This is a genomic window from Streptomyces sp. NBC_01474 (genome assembly GCF_035918215.1).
GTDB lineage: Bacteria > Actinomycetota > Actinomycetes > Streptomycetales > Streptomycetaceae > Streptomyces > Streptomyces aureus.
Window position 1 is genome coordinate 2,018,623 of sequence record NZ_CP109449.1, and the last position, 22,137, is coordinate 2,040,759.

A 22,137-nucleotide genomic window follows, 5' to 3' on the forward strand; every position below is an offset into this window, starting at 1 on the left:
TGCGCATCGCTTTCTTCCGCAAGCCTCACCAATCCCCCTCTGCTTGGACACCGTCTACGGGCCTGCCCCATCCTCAGTGGGGTCGATCAGGCGGTCAAGGGACATACACAGGGTGCAGCTGAGGTTTCTGCGTCATCAAACAGCTCGACGCGGCTGCTCCGACACCCAGCTCAACCCACCACCTACCTCAGCTCCCATCCCGTCCGCCGTCGACCCACACATCGTGGAGCGGGCGTGGTTCATGGCGTCCAGGTGGAGCGCCCTGGACGCCATGGGCCGCGTCTGCTCGGCTCTGCCTGGGGCGATGGTGGACGGGATGGGAGCCCACCACGCTCGCCACGATGTGCCCGCGGCCGGGAACGGTGCCCCCTCCCCCCGGTGCCGGCCGATCCCCCGCCGGAGGCATCGTCTGTGACCGTGGGCCGCGTTCGTCGGGTGCTCGACTCATGACCTCCGGGCCTATCCACAGTGGGCGGGCGTCGGCGCAGCCGGGGCGGAGCGGGCCGAAGGCAGGAGCGGCAGCCCCAGCGGAGCCGGGAAGCCCGCCCGGCGGAGCGGAGCGCAGCCGGGTGCTTGATGAGGTAGAGAAATCTGTAACAGCTCGGCCTTGGAGGGCCGTTGCCGTAACCCTCCGGCCATCGTCAGATTGCGGTCATGATGAACGCGTACACGCACGGCGTCCAGGACACGCAGCGCGAGGCTGTCAGCCACATGGACTGGCTGCTCAGGAGGCGGCTCGAGCGCGAGCGATCACGGGATTTGGGCGTTGATGCAGTCCTGTACGTCGAAGACACCCGACCGACACCGGCCGGGGGTCTTCTCCCGGGTGGGCGCGGACGGTTTCGAACCGCCGACATCTGCCTTGCAAGGGCGGACGTGATCCGAAGCGGAAGCGCCCAGGTCACTCCGGCTGTAGCTGCTGCCCAGCTCAGCGACGCATCAGGACTGCAGCGAGCCGCCGTTGACCGTGGTTGACCGCACAATGTGGCACGGCTCTGGCACGTGCCGACACTCGCCTTAGGAGTTCGATCTCCACCCGGTCCAACTGGGGCCGCGTCGTGGACCGGTGTCGCACGCGACTGCTTCGCTGGCGTTGATGTCGCTCGTGGATGTCAGAACGGTGCAACTCCGTGTAAGCATGTCCCGTGATCACCATCGATGTCAGCGAGGTGAGCGACGAGGGCTCTCTCCACCTGCTTCTGATGTGGGAGCTGGACTTCCCGGAGTTCTACGGCATGAACTGGGCTGCCTTCTGGGACGCAATCACCGGACTGGTCAGCCTCCCCGATCATGTGCGCTTTCTCGGCTGGGATCAGCTCGCGGCCGGTGTTCCCCGCGGGGCCGCCATGCTTCGCCGGGCGCTCGACGACTACCAAGCCACGTACCGCCCGGAGTTCCTCGCTGAGTATGCCTAACGATGAGCACTCTCCGGATGCAGGCGTAACGCTTCCGGTGTCGCAGATCGTTTGGCGCCGCCCAGGTCAGATGGACGAGGGACCTGTCACCCTCCGGTGACCTCTGTCACCGTTGGTCAGCCCTTCACGGCCCAGAGACGGCCCAGCGGTCGCTGTCCGCGCCGTGTGCACTCAAAGATCAATGCGCTCTGCGGCATACCGCGTCTCCAGAGGCGTAGGTCCTTCTCCCGTATGGATCCGGCGGACTGGAGTAGTGCGAGTGCAGTAGAAGGGATTGCCAGCAGCTGCACGACGACGGGACAGCCCTGGTCTTGGAGTCTTGTGGAAGATTCCCGAGACCAGATGTGGAGATTCTCTGTCATGGCGTCCTTCCTCTACCGGCTGGGCCGGACGGCCTTCCGGAAACGCCGTTGGGTCCTGTTGCTGTGGGTGGCCGTCGTGGCCGTCGTCGGCTTCAAGGGCCTCACCGCCACTGCCCCTTCCGACGACTCGTCGTCGATGCCTGGGATCGAATCTCAGAAGGCCTTCGACCTCATCGACCAGCGCTTCCCAGGAACCACAGCCGACGGGGCGAGTGCACGTATCGTCTTCGTCGCGCCGGACGGACAGAAGGTCACGGCCGCCGACAACCGGCAGGCCATCGAGAAGACGGTCACCGATGCCGCTGCCGGCAGCCAGGTCGCGAGCGCGGTGGACCCGTTCCAGGCGAACGCCGTCAGCAAGGACGGGAGCACTGCCTACGCGACTGTCACCTACAAGGTGACGGCCAAAGACATCTCCGACGGCAGCAAGGATGAGCTCCAGGAAGTGCTGAGCGATGCGAAGGAGGCCGGCCTCACCGTCGAGACCGGCGGCAGCGCCATGGGTGCGCAGACGGAGGCCGGTGGCGTGGGCGAGGCGGCGGGTGTGCTGGTGGCCGCGCTCGTCCTCCTGGTGACCTTCGGATCCATGGCCGCGGCCGGACTGCCCTTGCTGACCGCCATCATCGGCGTGGCCACGAGCATGCTTGCCATCACGGCCCTGAGCAGTGCGTTCGGCCTGTCGTCCTCGACGGGAACCCTCGCCACCATGCTGGGCCTCGCGGTCGGAATCGACTACGCGATGTTCATCGTTTCCCGGTACAGGGAGGAGCGAGGCAGGGGCCATGCCCCGCAGGAGGCAGCCGGCCGGGCCACCGGTACAGCTGGTTCCGCCGTCGTCTTCGCCGGGCTCACCGTCGTCGTCGCACTGGCGGGACTCTCGATCGTCGGCGTCCCGATGCTCACCAAGATGGGGCTCGCAGCCGCCGGAGCGGTCCTGCTGTCCGTGATCATCGCGCTGACACTGGTTCCCGCGCTGCTCGGGTTCTGGCCGAACGCGGTCCTGCCTCGACACCTGCGCCGCCGCAACCGTACGGCCGCAAAATCCGACGAGCAGCACCTCGCGACCGTCACCGGAGCGGCAGGCGGCATCAAGGAATCGAGGTGGGCCCGCTTCGTGCTGCGTCGCCCGCTGCCGGTCCTCCTGCTGTCCGTCATCGGCCTCGGAGTGCTCGCCCTGCCGGTGGCCGATCTTCAGTTGGGCACCTCCGGCGACGAGGCCAAGCCCACCTCCACCACCGAACGGCGTGCCTACGACGCCCTCGCGGACGGTTTCGGCCCCGGCTTCAACGGCCCATTGACCGTCGTGGTCGACGCTCAGCGCGCCCCCGACGCGACGGGAGCGGTGAACACCATCGCGAAGAAGATCGCTTCGACGGACGGCGTCGTGTCCGTGTCCAAGCCGCGCTTCAACCAAGCCGGGGACACCGCAATCATCTCCGCCACGCCGTCCACCTCGCCCACCAGCGAGGAGACGAAGGATCTCGTCCACACCATCCGCAGCGAGCGCTCGGGGCTGGAAACGGCGACGGACGCAACGTTCCAGGTCACCGGGACGACAGCGGCCAACATCGATGTCGCGCAGAAGATGCAGAGCGCGCTGATCCCGTACCTGGCCGTCGTGGTCGGGCTGGCCTTCCTGCTGCTGCTCGTCGTCTTCCGCTCCATCCTGGTGCCCGTCAAGGCGGCCGTCGGGTTCCTCCTGTCCGTCCTGGCCTCGCTGGGCGCGGTCGTCGCGGTATTCCAATGGGGATGGGCCGCCGGCCTCCTCGGCGTCGAACAGACCGGCCCGATCATGAGCATGATGCCGATCTTCCTCGTCGGCATCGTCTTCGGCCTGGCCATGGACTACCAGGTCTTCCTCGTGTCCCGCATGCGGGAGGCCTATGTCCACGGCCAGAGCCCGGGCCGTGCCATGGTCACCGGCTTCGGTCACAGCGCACGCGTCGTCGTCGCGGCAGCACTGATCATGATGAGCGTGTTCTCCGGCTTCATCACCGCCGGTGAATCGATGATCAAGATGATCGGCTTCGGTCTCGCCATCGCCGTACTCTTCGACGCCTTCGTCGTCCGCATGGCGTTCGTGCCTGCTGTCCTCGCGCTCCTCGGCCACCGGGCCTGGCGGCTGCCCCGATGGCTCGACCGCGTGCTCCCCCGAGTCGACATCGAAGGCGAAGCGCTCACGCAAACCGACACCCCAGCGACACAGCCCGACCAGAAGCCACTGGAAACCGCCGGAATCTGAGTACACCCAGGTGAGGGCCGCCCGATGTCGTCAGACCGCCCTCACCGGCCTTCCCCACTGGATGCTCCACCATGGGTCCGACAGCCACTGCAACCGGAGACCGCGATGCCCAGCGCCGCCCGCCGATTCGCTCTCAACCACCCGCACGTCATGGACACGGCACTGCTGACCTTTGTGTTCGCCTGCGTGGTCACAGCGAGCTTCTTCGGCACATGGGACGTGCGCGAACCGATCGCCTGGTGGCCAGGGCTGGTCCTGGGGGTCATCGCCACCACCGCACTGCTGTGGCGGCGCACTCACCCTCGCCCGGTCGTCGTCGTCACCGGCGTGTGCGCCATCGCCGCGGTGAGCCTGGGCTACCTCACCACCATGCTCTTGCTCGCCCCCGTCATGGTGGCGTTGTTCTGGCTCGCGCTCCTCGACGAGCGCCGGACCGCTCACCTCTTCGGCCTCGGCGTGGTCGTGCCCATGGTCCCCATCGCGATCGTGCAGGCACCCCGCTACGCCAGCTTCATCATCGTGACCCTGAACCCGGCTCTGGCATTGCTCCTGCCCGTAGCCTGGGGCTCCGCTCTACGGCTGCGCCGCGCGTTCACCGACTCGCTGCGGGCCCGCGCCGAAAACGCTGAACGCACCCGCGAGGAGGAAGCACTGCGCCGGGTGGCGGAGGAACGTGTACGCATCGCCCGCGAACTCCACGATGTCGTAGCCCACCACCTCACCCTCGCCAACGCCCAGGCGACCACCGCCGCGCACCTCATCCTCAGCGACCCCGAACAGGCGGAGCACCTGCTCACCGGCCTGAGCGGCACGACCGCCACCGCCCTGCGCGAACTGAAGGCGACGGTAGGGCTGCTGCGCCGCCCGGAGGACACTGACTCGCCTCTCCAGCCAGCCCCCAAGCTTGACCAGCTCCCCGCCATGGTCGCGGCGCTCGCGACCGCAGGACTCACTGTCACCGTCACAACCGACGGAGCGACCCAGCCGCTCTCCCCAGCCGTGGACCTGACCGCCTACCGGATCATCCAAGAGGCGCTCACCAACGTCTCCAAGCACGCTGGAACCCCAACGGCACAAGTGACGCTGACCTATACGGACGACGTACTGAAGATCGAGGTCACCAACAAGCGAGGACACCCGGCCACAACCGCCTCGATGTCCGTGCATTCCAGGTTCGGACTCATCAGCATGCGCGAACGCGCCCTGTCCGCCGGAGGCCGGTTCACCGCAGGCCCCCGCCCCGACGGTGGGTACACCGCCATCGCCGAGCTCCCCCTCAACTTCTGATCCGGGAACCTTATGACCATCCGAGTGCTCCTCGCCGACGATCACGCCCTCCTCAGGGACACCTTCCGCATCCTGATCAACTCCGCCGGCGACCTGGAAGTCGTCGGCCAGGCGTCCGACGGCGCGCAAGCCATCACCCTCGCGGGAACACTCCACCCCGACATCGTCATCATGGACATCCGTATGCCCGGCACCGATGGCCTCGCCGCCACGACCGCCATCTGTGGCGACCCCTCCCTCTCGGACGTACGCATCCTCATCCTCACCACGTTCGAGACCGACGAGTACGTCGCCCGCGCGCTGCGCGCCGGAGCGAGCGGGTTCCTCGGCAAAGACGTCACAGCGGACGTCCTCCTCGACGCGAAAAGCGCTGTCCGTTGCGCGCGCCCGCTGTCCGTTCAGCGCGATGATCCCGGGAAGCCACCGCGCGAGCCCGCCCGCACACCGCCGTGCGGCCCGCCCTCTCTCCGAGCCGCTCCGGCCGGGGTCTTTCGTCAGGATCCGAACGAGAAGCCTCAGGTCCGTGGTTCAGCTCACGCACTCCATGGTCAAGCTCGGGCCGCAGCCGTATCTGCACAACGGCGTCCTGTACGTCGACACCGGCACCATCGGGCAGCCGCTGTTCGCGGTCGACCTGCGCACGCACCGCCCGCCGTGGACGCTGCGCAGCGGCGCCGAGGACGACGGGCGCCTGCCGCAGAATCTGAGCGACGGACGCACGGCCCTCGTGAGCGAGGGCCGGCGCCTGTTCGTGTCGTACGGGACGGAGGTGCTCGCCCTGCCCGTGCGGTGAGCACCCTCGCCGCGCTCGTCCGCCGCGGGCTGAACCGCACCGGCGCCTCAGATGCTGCCGCTACTGCTGACATCACCGTGTGACACCACCGGCGCGAACACTGGCGATTGGCGCCGGACTAAGACGTCGTTTCTTTTGGTGGTTCTCGGGCCGAGCTGTGTCGGGATACTGCTGTGGTGCTGTTGACGTGGATCGCTGAGGTGGCGGCCGAGCCGCTGGTGTTGGAGCCGACTGACCGGCGGGTGGAGTGGGAGACCAACACCTGGTCGCTGGGTGCGGCGGACGAGGACAGGAGTTCGTTGTCCGTCGCCGAGGTGGTGGCTGCCTTCGAGCGGACTGCTGCTGCCAGCCGGGAACGCATTCACGATCTGGGCTTTCCCGGGGTGGCGACGTTCTACGTGTGGCACGACGAACAGGCCGGGCAGCTTTGTTGCTCGACCGGTTCTGTGCCCCCGGATGCGTTGCCGTTCAGCGGTACCTATGCGGCTTCCGACGACCTCGGTCCGATCGTCGAGGGATTTCTGGCCGACAGCGAGCCAGGCTTCATCGCCTGGCCGGACCTGGACGACGTGCAGAGTCTCTCGGAGAAGACCGAGAGCGAGCCGGAGATCGTGTCCTTCGGTGTCTGGGTCAGCAGTGTCGAAGCCTCACGCTGAATGGTCCTGCCCGTCCGCACGGACGAGTCGGCGGTGGCAGATAAGGGCTGCGGCTATGCCGACGAAGGCGAGGAAATGTTCCGCCTTGCGTTCGTAACGGTGGTGGAGTCGACGGCAGCCGGCGAGCCAGGACACGGTCCTTTCAACAACCCATCGGTGGCCGCCGAGCCGCTGTGAGGATTCGAAAACCAGTTGCTCGACGGGGACGGTGAAGGACTGGCTCGAGAGCTCGTCCGCTCCACGCGGCAGCAGCCCAGGTCCGCGGTGGTGCTGGCAGGCAACGCCGCTCTGCCGCACCCGGGTCGCCCCCTGTCCCCGATCACTCGTAGCGGTAGTCGTAGTAATCCTTGGCGCCGACGAGGACCGAGGTGACACAGCGTGGCAGCCCGTCCGCGTCCCGCTCGACCTCCTGGGAGGTCTGCCGGGTGAAACCCAGGGACACGCCGGGGATCACCGGGTACTCGGGCTGCGACGTGTCGACCCGCCAGCCGCGGCTGACGGCGCGCGCGAAGACCTCCTGAGCGGGGGTGGTGAACACCTCGTCCCCGTCGAGCAGTACGCGTGTGCTGGAGACACGGCCCTCACCGGGCCACCACAGCTCGATCGCGGTCACGACGACCCCGTCCTCCTCGGCCATGGCCTGGACGCCGACGTGGTCCAGCGTCCACTCGGCCATCGCGTCGTCCTCGGATCGGCGCAGGACGCTGGCCTCGCCCCACTCCCGCGGCGCCGCGGCGACCGCCTCCTCCAGCGTCATGCCGAGCCGCAACGGGGCCACGCCGTGCGGCGGGTCGAGTACCAGGTCCATCGGTCGCTTCTCACCTCATGCTCGGGCAGAGCCGCACCTGTGCCGTGACGTCGGGGGTCACGGTGCGTCCTCATCGGTCATTTGAGCAGGTCGGAGTCTATCTTCCAGCCCTTCTGCTTCAGCATTGCCTGGAACTTCCTGTTGTTGTCCAAGCTGTCGACCATGTCCTTGATGTGGGTGTCGTACTTGTCCCCGTAGAGTTTGCGGATCTCGTCGATGTCCATTTTCATGGCCTTGTCCCAGCGCCCGGCGTCGATGAACGCCCGTTGCTTCGCACGCCAGCGTTCGCTCCTCTTGCTGGATCCGGTGCTGGTCAGCTTGCGGTGGTCGTCGGAGTCCATGCGGATTGCGGGCCCCATGCCGGCGCCGCCGCCGTTCTTGTCCGTGCGGAATCCGGCGATGTCCAGGTGGGCGTAGGACGCCTTCGCCGGAATGTGGTTGATCTCCTGGTCCACGGGGTTGATGCGCTGCTTGTTCTTGTCCAGGAGGTTGGCGGGCTTCATGCCGCTGTACCAGCCGCCGTTCTCCGTGCAGCCCTTGGCGATCAGGCCCTCGGGGTCCATCCGGGTGTGCGGGTTGGTGACGTACGCGACCGGATTCGGGGCAGGGGCAAGGCCAAGCGGGTCCGGGCTCGCGTAGCGCGCGGTGTCGGGGTCGTAGTGGCGCTGGTAGTTGTAGTGGAAGCCGGTCTCCGGGTCGTCGTACTGGCCGGGCATCCGCAGCGGCGTGTAGGCGGTGGCATCCCGGTTCCAGCCCGTGGCACCCCAGACAGTGGAGCGGCTGCGCCAGGCGACCGTGCCCGCCTCGTCGACGAGTTCGCTGGGCGTACCTATCAGATCGGTGACGATTGCGAAGAACCGGGCGTCGACCTCACCCTGGTCGGATGGCCGGCGCTCCAGCTGGGTCAGCGGGCGGTAGCCCTCGTAGTCCCAGGTGGTGGTGATGTCGTGGGCACTGTCAGTCTGCTCGGCGAGCCGGGTGCCGTCCCAGGTGAAGTGGACGCAGTGCACAACGGTGCGGCCGTCGTCAGCCAGCCGGCATTTGGCGGTGCGCCGCCCCAGCGGGTCGTAGCTGTACGTCCACCGGGTGCCGTCCGGAGTGACACAGGCGATCAGGCGGTTCTCCTCGTCCCAGGTGTAGTGCCAGGTGTCGGGCTTGCGGGAGAGTCGCTTGCGCTGGCGCAGGACGGTGCGGCCTCCGGCGTCGTACACGCAGTGGACCTGGCCGGCGGAGACCACGCGGGTGCCCTCGTAGGTACGCTCACCGCGGCTCTCAGCCCGGCCGGCTCGCTGTGGCCAGGCCGCGCCGACCTGGTTGCCCGCGCTGTCGTAGGCATAGCTCTCCGCCCAGTTGTCCGCAGTGACGCGCAGCGGGCGGCCGACCGGGTCGAGTTCGAAACGGCGGCTCGCGCCGGACTCTTGGTCCGTGATCTGCTCCAGGCAGCCGTCGGCGCGGTAGCCGTAGGCGCGCTCGCGCAGGGTACGGCTACCGGTGGTGAGGAGCCGCGAGGTGAGCCGGCCCATCTCGTTCCAGGTGGAGGTGAGGGTGACCGGTGCGTGCTCAGGGCCGAAGCTCCGCGTCAGCTCTTTACCCCAGGCGTCATGGGTGAAGGTCAGCGCGTGGCCGTCGCTGAGCAGTCCGGTGCGGTTGCCGACCGCGTCGTAGCTGTAGTGCGTCACCGCGCCGCTGGGCGTCGTGCGGCTGACGCGGCGGCCCACGGCGTCGTAGGCAAAGCGTGTGGTCCGGCCGTCCACGGTCTCCGCGACGACCCGGCCGATCACGTCCCGTTCCACGGACAGGGTGGATGTAGCTGAGGTCAGCGACGCGATGCGGCCCGCCGCGTCATAGGTGTAGCGCGTCACGCGGCCCGCCACGTCCTTCTCGACGACGCGGCCCATCACGTCGTAGGTGCTGGTGATCCGCGCCCCGAGGGGCGTGATACGCGCGACGGGCTGGCCCGCCGGGTCGTACGCGTAGTCGATCGAGCGGCCGTCGAAGTCGGTCTCGCGGACGAGGCCGCCGACCGCGTCGTAGTGGTAACGCCAGGCCATTCCCTGCGGGTTGATGACCTGTGTGAGGCGCAGTTCGGTGTCGTAGGCGAAGGTGTAGCGGGCGCCGTCGGCTCCGGTACGGGCAGCCAGCAGGTCGAAGTGTGTGTACTCGAAGCGGGTCACAGCGCCCGTGGGGCCGGTGTGCGAGGTGCAGTTCCCCTCGGCGTCCCAGGACCAGTGCTCCGTGGTGCCGTCCGGGTGCATGCGCCGGGCGAGCCGGCCCTGCGGCAGCCATTCGAGGAGGGTCGTAGCGCCGCCGGGGGCGACGAAGCGCACGGGGCGGCCGAAGGAGTCACGCTCGGCTGAGGCGGTGGCGCCGAGGGGGTCGGTACGTGAACGGACCAGACCCGCTGCGTCGTTGACGAAGTGCTCGCTCGTGCCGTCGGGTTCGGTCAGGCTGAGCAGTGCACCGCGGGCGTCGTAGGTGAAGCGGGTCTCGGTCCCGTCCGGCGCGACGACGAGGACACGGTTGCCCTGCTCGTCAAAGTCCTGCCGCCAGGTGGTGCCGTCGGCCTCGACGACCGTCACCGGCTGGTTGAGGTCGTCGTAACGGGTCGTGGCCTCGCTGCCGTCGGGGAACCGGACAGCGGTCAGGTTGCCGCGCTCGTCCCAGGTGAAGCGGGCGGTGCGGCCGAGCTCGTCGGTCCGTTCCAGCAGGTTGTCGTGGCGGTCCCACACGAAGCGCACGGTGTGGCCGAGCGGGTCGGTCTCCGCAATGGTCTGGCCGAGCGCGTTGAGCCGGGTGAGGGTGAGCGCACCGGTGGAGTCCGTGAAGCGGGTGACACGCTCGGAGGTGTCGTAGGAGAAGCGGGAGGAGAGCGCTCCGTCCGGCCCGATCGTCTCCACGACGCGACCCGCGCCGTCGTAGACGTAGGCATAGGTGTGGTCGTTGCGGTCGGTCCACGAGGTGACGCGGTGCCCGGCATCGTAGGTGAAGCGCAGCGCGGCGGTCTCAGAGTAGGACAGGACGTCGGCCAAGTCGCCGCCCTCGTAGCCGTACGACGCGACCGCGACCGGCCCGTCGGGGGCGCGCAGTTCCACCGACGTGACCCTGCCCTGGGTACGGTCGCAGCCGATCCGCACGTCATAGCCGCCGTGGTGGACGACGGCGCTCGGCAGGCCCTCCTCGTCGCGGACGAAGGACAGGGTGTTCCCGTTGCGGTCCTCGATCTCGGCCAACCAGTACAGGCCGCCGGACGTGTAGGGGCTGCCGACGAACCGGTGCGCGATGCCGGACCAGGGGTCGCGCGTAGCGTAGGTGATCTCGCCCAGCGCGTTACGGTCGACGTACGTGAGCGGGATGCGCTCGCCCTCGACCGGCAGCACCTCGTCGTCGGTCCCCGTCGGCATCCGGGAATACACCAACACCGAACCGTCCTCACGCGCCCAGGCCGCACCGTTCCCCGCCAGTTCCAGGCGCTCGTCGAGGGTCGAGGCCCAGCTCGTCCCGAAGCACCGGCCGTACCGGTAGCCGGATATGTGGGTGCGCCGGAGCACCAGCGGCAGCGCGCCCGGCAGTTCGAGGTCTGTCTGGGTCAGCACCATCTCGCCGCTGGCGACATCGACCGGGTCAGTCTTGCAGCGCCGGCGGGTCAGGGCGACGGCCCTGGCCCGCGCGTTCGCCAGGGCGTCCTTGAGGGAGTCGGGACGGCGCCCGCCCCGGCCGCCGCCCTTGCGGCCGTCGTCACCCTTGCCGCCATCGTGCTTGCCCGCGTCGATCCCGTCGACCTTGGTGCGGACGTCGTGGTCCTTGCCCTTGTGGACCCGGGACGCACCCTTGACCCGCTCAGGCACGGTCTCGGTGATGTGCTTGGAAATTTTCTTCAGGGCCTTCTCCGAGCCCTTGATCGCGCCGTGCAGCACGCTGTCGAAGGCCTTCGTGAACGGGTCGCGGCCCTTGCTGCGGCCGAACGCACCTTTGACCCGGCCCAGCGGATCGGAAGCCGCCGTGTGCAGCTCGCTGCCGTGCCGGGAGACCTTCCCCGCACCGTTCTCGAACTCGACGTGATCGATACGGGTCTGCTTGCCGGCACCGCCGCTGTCCCCGCTGCCGCCGCCGGCCGAGGCCAGGTGCATACCGCCCTTGCCGCCGTGCCCACCGTCACCACCACCGCTGCCGGCCGCGGGCGGCATGCTGAACGCGCCATCCGCGAGGTCCAGGACCATGTCCTCGACCATCGCTTCCAGCTTCGCGTTGACTGGCTCGGTCAGCTTCGCTATCACCTCGTCTACGATCCGCTCGACCGCCTCGTCGATGATCCGCTTGACCACCTGCCGCATCGCCTGGATCTCGGCCGCACCGAGGATGGCGGACAGACCGCCGGTCACCCAGGCAAGGCCGATGGACAGGCCCACCGAGCCTGCCATGATGGCGAGTTCGGCCTCGGCCTTGTGCTTCATCCACTCGATGATCTCGGCGAGGGTGTCGCAGGCGTCCGCGAACAGCCGGGCCAGCTCCGGGAGTTTCTCCAGGTGACTGGCCTTGATCGTGTTCCAGTGCTTTTCCATGGAGTCGACTGCCCAGCCCTCGGAGGAGGACAGGATCCGTGAAAACGCCTTGTGTGCGTCCCCGCCATGCCCCTCGAACTTCTCCGCGAACTCCCGCATGGCGTCAGCCATGTCGCGGTAGTCATCCTCATCCACGTTCGGGAAATTGATCCCGATGAAGTCCAGAACCTCGTCCAGCCAGCCCGGTATCGTGTAACCCATCCCCCGTACCTCTCCCCTGTGTCCCACGCCTCGCTCGCAGGCGCAACGGTGCTGCGTATGCGATCAAGAACCTAGTTGACGACGTGACGCTGATGTAAGCGGGCCAGCCGTCCCTGGCCAACGCAAATGGGACTTCGTGACGATCCCTCGTGGCCGCGGTCTGATGTCTGCGCGGGGCGGGCAGTGCCCTGCTCAGGCGGGGATGCCCCCGTGAATCACGGGGTGCGCAGACCGGTATTGTTTCATCCAAGCCCTTTCTCAAGCTTCATCCGCCCTACCCGATCTGTGGGTTCGGCCGCCCGGCGGAGTCGCCGGGAGGCACTCCCCGCACCGGTTGGGGCGGGCCATTGCTGAGAGAGGAAACCTCTTGGACACGGAGAAGTGCACCAAGCGGCGAACCGAACCAGGCCGTAGGGGTTCCCCGTACCAGCCGTGCGGTTCACGGCTCGAGGCCCCACTCACGGTTGCAAGTCCAGAACCGTCCAGACGCCTGTCCCGACCGTCACCGTCCCCCAGGCCCCCAGTCCGCCAGGGCCAACAACAGCCGTGGCAGCAGCGGCAGGCGCTCCATCGTCTCCCACCCGGGCAACGGCTACGAGGCGAGACAGTTTTGCCGGAACAGCCATCATGGAACCCTGACGACCACCGTCAGCGGTGCGCGAATCAAGTGCGCATACAGCGCGAACGCATGGCGCTGGAGGTACTCCTGAAGGGGCACGGGCGAACGGATAGGGCTTCGATCCGGACTGAATAGCCCTGGCCCGCGATCAGTCCCAGGTGCAGCCGACATCTTGGTGATCGGTGTGATGCCGCATCCAGACCACGACATCGCAAACCCGCAGCACGCTGACCGCCTCGGGTAGTCCGGCAGCCTGCTTCAGGACGAGCAGCTCACGCTGGAGGGCGTAGTCGTCGGCGCGTAGGGCGCTGTGCATGGCGTGCCAGAAGGAGCGTGGCTGGCCAACGGCGCAGCGTACGACGCGGTTGAGGTTCCCCCGAGATGCGGAGGATGCTGACAGCGGGTCAGATGGGACTCATGAGAGGAACATCGACCATGGCTGCCCCCAGGAAGTACTCGCTGGAGTTGCGTGAGCGTGCGGTGCGGATGTATCGCACGACGGATCCGAAGCCGCAGATCAAGAAGCTGGCCGTCGACCTCGGCGTGCATCCCGAGGCCCTGCGCGGCTGGATCCGCCAGGCCGAGGCCGACGCCGGCGAGCGCGACGACCGGCTCACCACTGACGAGCGGGCCGAGCTTGCGGCCCTGCGCAAGGAGAACACCCAGCTCAAGCGGGCCAACGACGTCCTGCGGACGGCCTCAGCTTTTTTCGCGGCGCAACTCGACCCGACCCGGCCCAGGTGACGGCGCTCGTTGACGAGCATCCGCGTCTGGGGGTCGAGTGCGTGCTCCGGGAACTGCACATTCCCTCCTCGACGTACTACCGCTGGCGCCGCGCGGAGAAGGAGCCATGTGAACGGCGCTGCCGCGACGTTGAGTTGACCGAGCAGATCCGCGAGATCCACGCCGCCTCGGGCGGCATCTACGGATCGCCGCGCGTGCACGCCGCCCTCAAACGCGAGGATGTCCACGTCGGCCGCAAGCGGGTCGAGCGATTGATGCGTGAGGACGGACTGGCGGGCGTGAGCCCGCGGCGGAAGGGCTTCACGCGCCGCGACCCGAAGGCCACCCTGGCCCCGGACCTGGTCAACCGGGACTTCACGGCGCCCGCGCCGAACCGGCTGTGGGTCACCGACCTCACGATGATCTCCACCGGTGAGGGGCCCTTGTGGCTGTCCGCGATCCGCGACGCGTTCTCCCGCCGCGTCGTCGCGTGGGAGACCTCGGCCCGCGCGGACGCCGACCTGGTGCTGACCACGCTCGAGTACGCACTCGCGTCCCGTGAGGTCGAGCCCGGCAAGCTCATTCACCACGCGGATCACGGCTGTCAATATACGTCCATCAAGCTGACAACTCGACTGATGCGAGTGGGAGTTGAGGCCTCCATGGGTTCGGTCGGGGACTCGTACGACAACGCCCTCGCGGAGAACCTCTGGATGCTCATCAAAACCGAGGGCCTGCGTGGTCGCGTCTTCACCACCCGGGCCGAGGCGAACCTCGCCCTATTCGAGTACATCGACGGCTTCTATAACTCCCGCCGCATCCAGGAACGGCTCGGCTTCCTCAGCCCGATCGAGTTCGAGGAGAAGTACTACGCCGACCAGGCGACGGCCGAATCAACGAACCTGAACACCCGTCAACCCGCTCTGACCAGCTGATCAGCAACTCCCGAGCAACGGGGGAACCTCACTGCCTAACGACGCACCATGGCTTTCAGCCTCCAGCCGCTGTACTGTTCTCTTTGCTTGACAATGAGTGATGAGATAAGCCTTGACAAGCAAACAGAGGGCCCAGCTCCTGCCAGAGCCAGGCCCTCCGCGCAGTTCACGAGCCCGGTCGCGCTTCACGAGACCGGGCTCGCTGCGCACGCAGCTCCCGATCGCGACGGGTTCGTAGGTGGACGTCCTAATGGACGAACTGCCCCACCGTGGCGATGACCGCCACCAGCAGACCTGCCGCAGCTAGCGCGACTTGCCACCTTTCGGGCCAAGTCCAACTCCTGCTCGGTTTCCGCTCGATCGGGCCTTCCACCACACGCCCCTCCTGTTCTTCCAGTGTTGCTTTGACGGAACTGTCAAAGCAAGCTGCCACCCGCTGCATACAGATCGACAACGGGGTACGCAGCGCTCAAGAGGAAGAACTGGCGAGCGTGACTCATCATACGGACCTTGAGAGCCCCTGGCCTGGCCAACTACACGGCCTGTAAGGAAGGTTGGTCGCCGTTGCACACTGCGACGGGTACCGATTACCCACGGGTCAGTGCCCCCCTACAGCCGGCGTATCAGTCCACGCCGGAAGAAACGGGCTGCTCATTTAGTCATTTCCACGCCGCTGACTCCATCGGCGTCTGCATCTTTCCCCAGCGCGTGAAGAACGGAACTCGTGAGCCCACGCAACAGCGACCCGTCCAAGGGAAAGGGAAGCCTCTTCACCAGAACCCCCCTCAGAGCCTCTTCAATTCGACCCGATACGTCATTGGCAGGGTTCGACACAGAAACCCTCCACGACTCGGGAGGATCACCCCAGAAAGTTCGCGAATTTGAGATACGTCTGAGCTCAACTTGCCTGCGAATGTACATATCTATCTCTGCACTCGGGACGTTGTATCGCTCGCAGACCTCAAATATCTCTTCAATACCGAGTTCAACGTACTGCCTGGCACCCGCTGGCAGTCTATACATCCCACCCAAATGACCGTTTCTACTTCTCCTATCACGCTCAGCGCGGTCCCATGCCTCATCCCATGCTTGGACCGAACTCTCCGTCTCGCCGCAGGTGCGCGCAAGCTTGCTAGTTGAACTACGGCTGAAATTCTGACGCCCACTGAGAGCATCACCGAGCGTGCTTCTGCGAAGCTTGACGCTCCGCTGCTCAGCCATCTTTTCGATCTGCCGCAAAGTCAACCCTTTCCGCTTCATGAGGCGCCCCAGAGCCCTACGCAACTCGTTGTGAGTGGTAACGTCATCGGGGTGAATCGACACGGTCGTGAAGCCAAACAAAGAGTTTACCGATTCAGCCTTCCGCCATTCCTCATCGGCAGTCTTGAGGTCCGATCCGCAACCTCGAACGAATGCTTCGAAGACTTGCCGACTAGGCATTTCGAACCCTTGCGTGGCGCGATGCAGCGAAGATTTCGAGATAAATGTCAACGCGGCAAGTTCTCCGAAACTGAGGCCAGCGCGATACTTTTCCCGAATCAGCCAGGACTGTAAAGGGCCGGTCCTCGCATTTCGATCTTGCATTCCATATCGCTGCACCGATACCCCCTCGCCAGGCAGCTATAAAGCTGTAAACCTGCTTCCGTGGAACAGGAAGAGCGTGACAACGAGGAGGCATCCCTGTCCACCGAACCAAACTTTTTGTCCGGGACGTCCAGCAGTTGTGCGCAGTAAGGACCTGCACCGATCCAGACGTTCGCGCTGGTCGAAGGCACGTGGGAGCCGAGTCGTCCCAGACCTGTCCGATCTCAAGGTAGCGTCGACGGTGTGAACCTTCCCCTTGATCGTGGACACCTGGAGACTGGGACCTGAGGTTCCAGAGGAAGTAGCGCCAGGTGGGAAGCAAGTACACGAAGCGGTACACCGAGGAGTTCAAGCGGGACGCGATCGCGCTCGTCGACTCTTCGGGCAAGACGGTCACGGCGGTCGCCCGGGATCTCGGCATCAGCTCCGAGTCCCTGCGCGGCTGGTATCGCCGGGCCAAGGCAGATCGGGGCGAGGGAGCCCCGGGTGAGCTCACCACGGCCGAGCGCGAGGAGCTCAGGCGGCTGCGTCGGCAGAACGTCGAGCAGGCCAAGACGATCGAGGTGCTGCGAAAAGCCGCGGTCTTCTTCGCGAAGGAGAGCGATCGGTGAACGACACGTACGCGTTCATCGAGGCGGAGAAGACCACCCACGGCGTCGCTTTCCTCTGCAGGCTGCTGAAGGTTGCCCGCTCCTCCTTCTACGCCTGGCTCGCCGCGGCCAGGACCCGATCAGTCCGCAAGGCCGCCGACGAGGCCCTGGTACACGAGATCACCGTCATCCACGTCGGCTCACGCCAGACCTACGGCGTCCCGCGCATCCATGCCGAGCTGCGGCGTCTGGGGCGGCGTGTGAACCGCAAGCGGGTCGCCCGCCTGATGCGCGAACACGGTATTCAGGGAGCCCATCGCCGCAGGCGGCGGTCGCTGACCCGGCCGGATAAGAAGGCGAAGCCGGCGCCGGACCTGATCGGCCGGGATTTCCACGCCGAGATCCCCGGCACGAAGCTGGTCGGCGACATCACCTGCCTCCCGACCGCCGAGGGCTGGCTCTACCTCGCCTGCTGGCTGGACCTGGCCACCCGCGAGGTCGTCGGCTACTCGATGGCCGACCACCACCGCGCAGACCTGGTCGTGGATGCCCTGAAGATGGCCGCCGGCCGTGGGCGGCTCCGGCCCGGCTGCATAGCGCATTCGGACCGCGGCAGCGAATACACCAGCAGTCAATTCCGCTGTGAAATAGGCGAGTTGAACCTCCGGCAAAGCTGCGGACGCACCGGATCATGCTTCGATAACGCCGCCGCGGAGAGTTTCTGGGCCCTACTCAAGGAAGAGATCGGCACCAGAGTCTGGCCCGACCGGGCCACCGCCCGCGCCGACGTTTTCGACTTCATCGAGACGTTCTATAACCGCCGCCGACTACGCAAGCACAAGGCCTTCGGCTACCTCACCCCAGCCGAGACCCGGCAACGGCACCAACACGGCCTCGCAGCATAGAGATCAAGTGTCCAAGATCACGGGGAAGCTTCACAGCAGTGTTTTACCCTCGCCGGTGGGCATCTCGATGGCCAGGTCTGCAGCGTCAAGGTGCTGCTCCGCGTACGCCGCGAGGACCTGGCGCTGACCAGGCCGGAGCCGAGTGAACCTCGCCGATCCGAAATCCGCGAGGGTCTGATCGAAGTCCGGCTTCGCTATGTATGCCACCGTTCGCTCCTCACTCGTAAGGTGAGAACCATACGGCGCAGGCCGGTGTCTCGGCGGCACTATTTCCGTTCGTGCGGCGGGCGTTGAGCGAACCATCACAGGTCTATCAACGGGATCGTCTTCCGCTAGCCAGTCACGTCAGAGAATCCGGCGTTCGCGCACGTGGACTTGGCAGACAAGGAGCAGTCTTTACCACCGGCTTGAGTGTGGGGAGTGTAGGGGCGGGTCTTGGTGGACCGTGCGCCCCCGCCGCCCTACCGTGCCCACAGTTCCGGCGTGTCCATCAGGGGCAGGACACCACCGACGCACCCAGCGGTGAGCGCGTCGCCGTGGTCCTCGTGCTCGCTCTCCAGGTCGGCGGGGAGGTTGCGCTGGCACCACCAGCGCGCGTTCTCACTGTCCGCCTCCACTGCGTCCTGGACGGACCCCTGGGGGTCGGACGTACGGGCCACGCTGTCAGGGATGCGGGCGGTGTCCTTGTGCTCCCGGCCGAATGACCTGCCTGCTTGGTAGGCCTCCCAGACGGGGCCGCTGGGGGACGGTGAGCCTTTGGCCGCCGCGCCCGGGTCCTCCATGTGCCCGCAGCCGACGGCACTCAGCAGCAATACGGTCACAGCCGCGACCTTCAGTCGACTCATCCCAGCCCTCCGGGGTATCCAGCCTCGTCGCCTGCACCATAGGCCTGGCCCTGGGGTGCCGCCAGCGGCTTGTTGGAGACGACCGGCCACCTCCCTCGTTTCCACCGCAGCTGCACGAGTAGCGGGGCGCCTCCGTGTTTGCCCTCCGTGGGAGCCGAGGTGTCACGCTTGGGCGGTCTCTGCCGCGGAGCGCGGTCTCGGTAGCTTTGCTCCCTGGATACTGGTCTGCTCCTGGACCAGTAAGCGCAGTTCGGCCGGCGTGGGCCATGGGGCACTGCGGTGAATCATGCGGTGGCAGTTCGAGCAGATCAGCGCGAGGTCCGCCAACTTCGTGGTGCCTTCTCCGGCCTCGTGGAGCGGCACCACGTGGTGGCACTCGATGTAGCCCTCACCCCGCTCGCCGTAGACCCTGGCGAAGTCGAACCCGCACGCCTCGCAGGACAGGGTGCCTCCCCGCTTGAGAATCGACGCGATTTTCTTCTTGCGGAGCCCCTTGCTGCGTTCGCGTGTCCGGTGGCGCCGGTAGAGAACGCGTCCCTCGGGCGCGCTGACGTCGTCGTCCAAGTCCTCGTCTTCGGGCAGTGGTACGGGCTGGAGCTCACCAGACCGCAGGCCCTCACGAAGAAGCTCGGCTGCACGTGCCATCTCTGCCGGACGGTTCAGGAAGTCGCGCAGTACCTCGCGGTCCAGCCGCCCGCCGTTTGTTGGCTTGCCCGTGTAGTCAGGATGGAAGCTGGCAATGTTGAGGCTCTTGTAGGCCGCCCCATTGCGGTTGCGGTACTCGGCCGCGCGCTGCTCCGGCGGGTAGACAGCGAGGAGTTGGAGGAGGTCGGACAGCTCTCCGATCCGCGGGTCCGAGGAGGAGAGTCCTTGCCAGCCGTTCCGGGCGACGACATCGCACGCGAGGATCAGCTCGTCTCGGGTCCACTTGGGGCTGCGCGACACTCCGACCTGGAAGCCTTCGCGCTTCAGCCAGTCGACTGCGTGGCCTACCCCGCCGCGGAGTTCGTCCCAGGACAGTGTCCTCCCTTGGGAGTGCTTATGGGCTACTCCCGCGACTGCCTTCGAGTCGTACTCTTTGCCGTCATGCAGGATGAGGAACTTGCGGGCTGGCTTGAAGCCGTACAACTCGAGGAACGACTCCGCTCCGAGTTCGTCGTACTCCCGCAAGGTCTTCAGGATGTCGTCGCGCGAGATAGCCCCTTTTTCCATGAGCGGAGCCTACGGGGCGGGTATGACAATGCACTTGCCCTCGCGTCGCCTCGGTCAGGCTTTACAGCGGTGGCTAGGTCCTCGCTGCCGAGGGGCCGTTGGAGACAGTCTCATTCGAGGTTCGGTCCGCAGGTGTCCGGGACAGTGCGAGTCTGTCCGCCTTGCCTGATGACCTGCGGAAACGCGAGTCTGATGGACGCCCCCGGCCTGCCGCGGAGCAAGATCCGACAACTTGTCATGCGTCCCGGTACTTGCGCGATTGAACTTTCCCTACTTCATGAGCAGGGTGTTCCTCGGCATGAGGCCGAGCAGGACGTGAAGACAAAGGCCCGGGGCGGCGCCTGAGTTGACGGCAGCTACGCCGCGCTGTCCGGCCATGCCTCCAGTTCACGCCACGACTCGTCCGCAGCCTGCTCAGCCAGTGTGATCCGGGCACCCGGGATGCTGCCATAGCTGCCGATCCATGACCGGAACTTTCGCTGTCCGGTCTCGCGGTTGGACCACGCGCCCTGCATGACAACGGCTCCCCTGGTCGTGAGGGTGACGCGGTATCGGTCCAGGTCGGCCATGTCCTGCACTGTGTCACGCTCCTTGCGGCGGGTCGACGAGAACCCGCACCGTGAAGCCGGCCTCCTCGGCGGCGGCACGCAATACAGCCAGGGTGTCGGCGAGCGGCACGGCCCGTCGACCGCGGTCGGCGGTGGCGAGCATGCAGTCGCGGCAAAGGTCGAGCCATCGTCGGCCGTGGTCGGGGGTGGCGATGATGCGGGTGGAGCGGGCCGGGTCGCCGCACGCCACGCACGGGACGGGGCCGGGGGTAGGGCCGAGGCGCGCGGCGGCGTCCTCCTGGTTCGCCGACCGTTGCGGCCCGGGCTTCAGGTCGGCTGGGTCGAGGGCGAGCCGTTGCAGCAGGTCAGTGAGGTCCACGGGTACCTCCTGCCCTGGCGATGGCGCGGCGACCGCCGACGTACTATCGAACATATGAACGATAGCTCGACCTCGCGACTCGACATGCTGCACTTCGCGCGCCGCATCGCAGTCCAGCAGGTCAAGCAGATCGACCGGTGGATCGCCACCGAAGAACGCCGCGAGGCCGAGCGGCGCCACGGCGAGCAGACCCGGCCGCCCGCCCCGGACTGGCTCATCGAGATGGGCCTCGGCGGCCGCGACCCCGTGTACGTGCATGTTGGCGGCTGTCACATGGCGGGCAAGCGGTCCCGCGGCGTCGAGCGCGATCAGGCCCTCCGTGGTCTCACCGAGGGCGTGCCCGCGTGTACGCACTGCCGGCCGGACACGGAGCTGGGCGTGCTCGACTAGGCGCTGCGCCTCGGCGACTTCTTCGCGGGCGCCTTCTTGCCGGCGGCCTTTTTCGCGGCCGTCTTCTTGGCTGCGGTCTTCTTCGGCATGTCGTGGACGGTCGCGTGCTTCCCCTCGCCGCGGGAGGCCTTTGCCTTCTGCACGGACTCCTGGAGGGCAGCCATGAGGTCGACGACGGCTCCGGCCGGGGCTTCCGGCTCGGCTGCGTGGGGCAGCTCCTTGCCGCCCTGCTTGGCGACGATCAGGTCGGAGATCGCATCCGTGTACCGGTCGACCGCCGCGTCTTCGGGAATGTCGTCGCTCGCCATGACGTCCATAAGCGCTAGGGCGCGCTCGATCTCCTCCTCGGGGACGTCGACCGCCGGCGGGGCGAGCGTCTCGGAGGAACGGATTTCGTCCGGCCACCGCATTGAATGCAGGACGATCGCGTTGCCTCGGATGCGGAGCAGGCCGAGGCGTTCCCGCCCCCGCCACGCGAACCGTGCGACGGCCGCATTCGAGTTCCGCTCCAGAGCCTGACGCAGGAGCGTGTACGGCTTGGCAGCGACCTGGCCGTCGGGCTCAAGGTAGTAGCCCTCGCCGATGCGGATGGGGTCGATCTCGCTGTACGGCACGAACGCCACGATCTCGATCACCTTCGCCGTGGTCAGGGGCAGGCCAGCGAGGTCCTCGTCCGAGATGGCGACGATCGTGTCTTTGCTGACCTCGTAGCCTTTGCCAATCTCCTCGGCGCGGACCTCGGCCCCCTCGATCTCGCAGAACTTCCGCGTGCGGATCCGAGCCATGTCGTCCAGGTGGCACTGGTGGAAGCGGATCGAATGATCTTCGGTCGCAGCCGTGCCCTTGATCGGGATCGTGACCAGGCCAAAGCTGATAGCTCCGCTCCAAACAGCATGGGGCATGAAGAACCTCCAGAGCAGCCCCCTAGAGATCCCACCCTACGAGCGGCATCAGCGACCAGCACCCGGGCGCCCTCGTCGAGCGCACCGGCCCCGCAGACACGGCGGGCACTCCCGGGGAGTTGCCGGAGCCACATCAGCAAGCGTCCGACGCCGACGCGATAGAACATTCTCTACTTCATCAA

At 66.8% G+C, this 22,137-nt stretch carries 21 protein-coding genes and 2 pseudogenes; 12 read left to right on the forward strand and 11 right to left on the reverse strand.

Features of this window, described 5'->3' with window-relative positions; translation table 11 throughout:
- Positions 1–654 precede the first annotated feature (654 nt).
- The 7 genes and pseudogenes from OG758_RS09670 to OG758_RS09700 all read left to right on the forward strand — a co-directional run bounded on the left by OG758_RS09670 (position 655) and on the right by OG758_RS09700 (position 6,755).
- Positions 655–975, forward strand: a complete 321-nt coding sequence (locus OG758_RS09670; protein WP_326709600.1) for a hypothetical protein — start codon at positions 655–657, stop codon at positions 973–975.
- A 170-nt stretch (positions 976–1,145) separates the two neighbouring features.
- Positions 1,146–1,415, forward strand: a complete 270-nt coding sequence (locus OG758_RS09675) for a barstar family protein (RefSeq protein ID WP_326709601.1) — start codon at positions 1,146–1,148, stop codon at positions 1,413–1,415.
- Positions 1,416–1,775: 360 nt separating this feature from the next.
- Positions 1,776–4,019: an MMPL family transporter gene (locus tag OG758_RS09680; RefSeq protein ID WP_326709602.1), complete on the forward strand. Its 2,244-nt coding sequence runs from the start codon at positions 1,776–1,778 to the stop codon at positions 4,017–4,019.
- A gap of 105 nt (positions 4,020–4,124) precedes the next feature.
- Positions 4,125–5,306, forward strand: coding sequence for a sensor histidine kinase (locus tag OG758_RS09685; protein WP_326709603.1), 1,182 nt, complete (start codon positions 4,125–4,127; stop codon positions 5,304–5,306).
- A 12-nt stretch (positions 5,307–5,318) separates the two neighbouring features.
- Positions 5,319–5,663, forward strand: a pseudogene (locus tag OG758_RS09690) (response regulator); the annotation flags it as partial.
- 166 nt (positions 5,664–5,829) lie between these two features.
- Positions 5,830–6,099, forward strand: a complete 270-nt coding sequence (locus OG758_RS09695; protein ID WP_326716294.1) for a hypothetical protein — start codon at positions 5,830–5,832, stop codon at positions 6,097–6,099.
- Positions 6,100–6,272: 173 nt separating this feature from the next.
- Positions 6,273–6,755: a hypothetical protein gene (locus OG758_RS09700; protein ID WP_326709604.1), complete on the forward strand. Its 483-nt coding sequence runs from the start codon at positions 6,273–6,275 to the stop codon at positions 6,753–6,755.
- Here OG758_RS09700 and OG758_RS09705 read toward each other — a convergent pair.
- From OG758_RS09705 to OG758_RS09720, 4 genes and pseudogenes are all read right to left on the reverse strand, one after another.
- Positions 6,747–6,938, reverse strand: a pseudogene (locus OG758_RS09705) (transposase); the annotation flags it as partial. The gene OG758_RS09700 and the pseudogene OG758_RS09705 sit on opposite strands and share 9 nt — an antisense overlap.
- A 136-nt stretch (positions 6,939–7,074) precedes the next feature.
- On the reverse strand, positions 7,075–7,563 hold the full coding sequence (locus OG758_RS09710; protein WP_326709605.1) for a hypothetical protein: 489 nt from the start codon (positions 7,561–7,563) through the stop codon (positions 7,075–7,077).
- Between the two features lie 77 nt (positions 7,564–7,640).
- Positions 7,641–12,323, reverse strand: a complete 4,683-nt coding sequence (locus tag OG758_RS09715; protein ID WP_326709606.1) for a DUF6531 domain-containing protein — start codon at positions 12,321–12,323, stop codon at positions 7,641–7,643.
- 767 nt (positions 12,324–13,090) lie between these two features.
- Positions 13,091–13,342, reverse strand: coding sequence for a DUF6308 family protein (locus OG758_RS09720; protein WP_326715861.1), 252 nt, complete (start codon positions 13,340–13,342; stop codon positions 13,091–13,093).
- Positions 13,343–13,377: 35 nt separating this feature from the next.
- Here OG758_RS09720 and OG758_RS09725 point away from each other — a divergent pair, with 35 nt between their 5' ends.
- Both OG758_RS09725 and OG758_RS09730 read left to right on the forward strand, forming a co-directional pair.
- Entirely contained in the window at positions 13,378–13,686 is a 309-nt protein-coding gene (locus OG758_RS09725; protein ID WP_326708198.1) for a transposase, read from the forward strand.
- Complete coding sequence (locus OG758_RS09730; RefSeq protein WP_326709607.1) at positions 13,683–14,600, forward strand: IS3 family transposase; 918 nt, start codon at positions 13,683–13,685, stop codon at positions 14,598–14,600. Before OG758_RS09725 ends, OG758_RS09730 begins: the two co-directional genes overlap by 4 nt.
- A 651-nt stretch (positions 14,601–15,251) precedes the next feature.
- Here the strand turns inward: OG758_RS09730 and OG758_RS48900 are convergent.
- Positions 15,252–16,184 (reverse strand): helix-turn-helix domain-containing protein, encoded by a 933-nt coding sequence (locus OG758_RS48900; protein ID WP_442810415.1) that lies wholly within the window; start codon positions 16,182–16,184, stop codon positions 15,252–15,254.
- 311 nt (positions 16,185–16,495) lie between these two features.
- Between OG758_RS48900 and OG758_RS09735 the strand changes: the two genes are divergently transcribed.
- Together OG758_RS09735 and OG758_RS09740 are read left to right on the forward strand one after the other, a co-directional pair.
- Positions 16,496–16,795: a transposase gene (locus OG758_RS09735; RefSeq protein WP_114041739.1), complete on the forward strand. Its 300-nt coding sequence runs from the start codon at positions 16,496–16,498 to the stop codon at positions 16,793–16,795.
- Positions 16,792–17,679, forward strand: coding sequence for an IS3 family transposase (locus OG758_RS09740; RefSeq protein ID WP_326709608.1), 888 nt, complete (start codon positions 16,792–16,794; stop codon positions 17,677–17,679). The genes OG758_RS09735 and OG758_RS09740 overlap by 4 nt, the downstream gene beginning before the upstream one ends.
- Before the next feature lie 30 nt (positions 17,680–17,709).
- On the opposite strand, the gene OG758_RS09745 is transcribed toward OG758_RS09740, so the two are convergent.
- The 5 genes from OG758_RS09745 to OG758_RS09765 form a co-directional block, all read right to left on the reverse strand.
- Complete coding sequence (locus OG758_RS09745) at positions 17,710–17,886, reverse strand: hypothetical protein (protein WP_326709609.1); 177 nt, start codon at positions 17,884–17,886, stop codon at positions 17,710–17,712.
- 254 nt (positions 17,887–18,140) lie between these two features.
- On the reverse strand, positions 18,141–18,524 hold the full coding sequence (locus tag OG758_RS09750) for a hypothetical protein (protein WP_326709610.1): 384 nt from the start codon (positions 18,522–18,524) through the stop codon (positions 18,141–18,143).
- Between the two features lie 162 nt (positions 18,525–18,686).
- On the reverse strand, positions 18,687–19,736 hold the full coding sequence (locus tag OG758_RS09755) for an HNH endonuclease (RefSeq protein WP_326709611.1): 1,050 nt from the start codon (positions 19,734–19,736) through the stop codon (positions 18,687–18,689).
- Positions 19,737–20,092: 356 nt separating this feature from the next.
- Positions 20,093–20,305 carry a hypothetical protein gene (locus OG758_RS09760; RefSeq protein ID WP_326709612.1) on the reverse strand — a complete coding sequence of 71 codons (213 nt, stop codon included), beginning with the start codon at positions 20,303–20,305 and terminating at the stop codon, positions 20,093–20,095.
- A 13-nt stretch (positions 20,306–20,318) separates the two neighbouring features.
- On the reverse strand, positions 20,319–20,663 hold the full coding sequence (locus tag OG758_RS09765; protein ID WP_326709613.1) for a hypothetical protein: 345 nt from the start codon (positions 20,661–20,663) through the stop codon (positions 20,319–20,321).
- Positions 20,664–20,717: 54 nt separating this feature from the next.
- Here OG758_RS09765 and OG758_RS09770 point away from each other — a divergent pair, with 54 nt between their 5' ends.
- Positions 20,718–21,053 (forward strand): DUF6233 domain-containing protein, encoded by a 336-nt coding sequence (locus tag OG758_RS09770; protein ID WP_326709614.1) that lies wholly within the window; start codon positions 20,718–20,720, stop codon positions 21,051–21,053.
- On the opposite strand, the gene ku is transcribed toward OG758_RS09770, so the two are convergent.
- Entirely contained in the window at positions 21,050–21,955 is a 906-nt protein-coding gene (gene ku / locus OG758_RS09775) for a non-homologous end joining protein Ku (protein ID WP_326709615.1), read from the reverse strand. The genes OG758_RS09770 and ku overlap by 4 nt on opposite strands.
- Positions 21,956–22,137 lie beyond the last annotated feature (182 nt).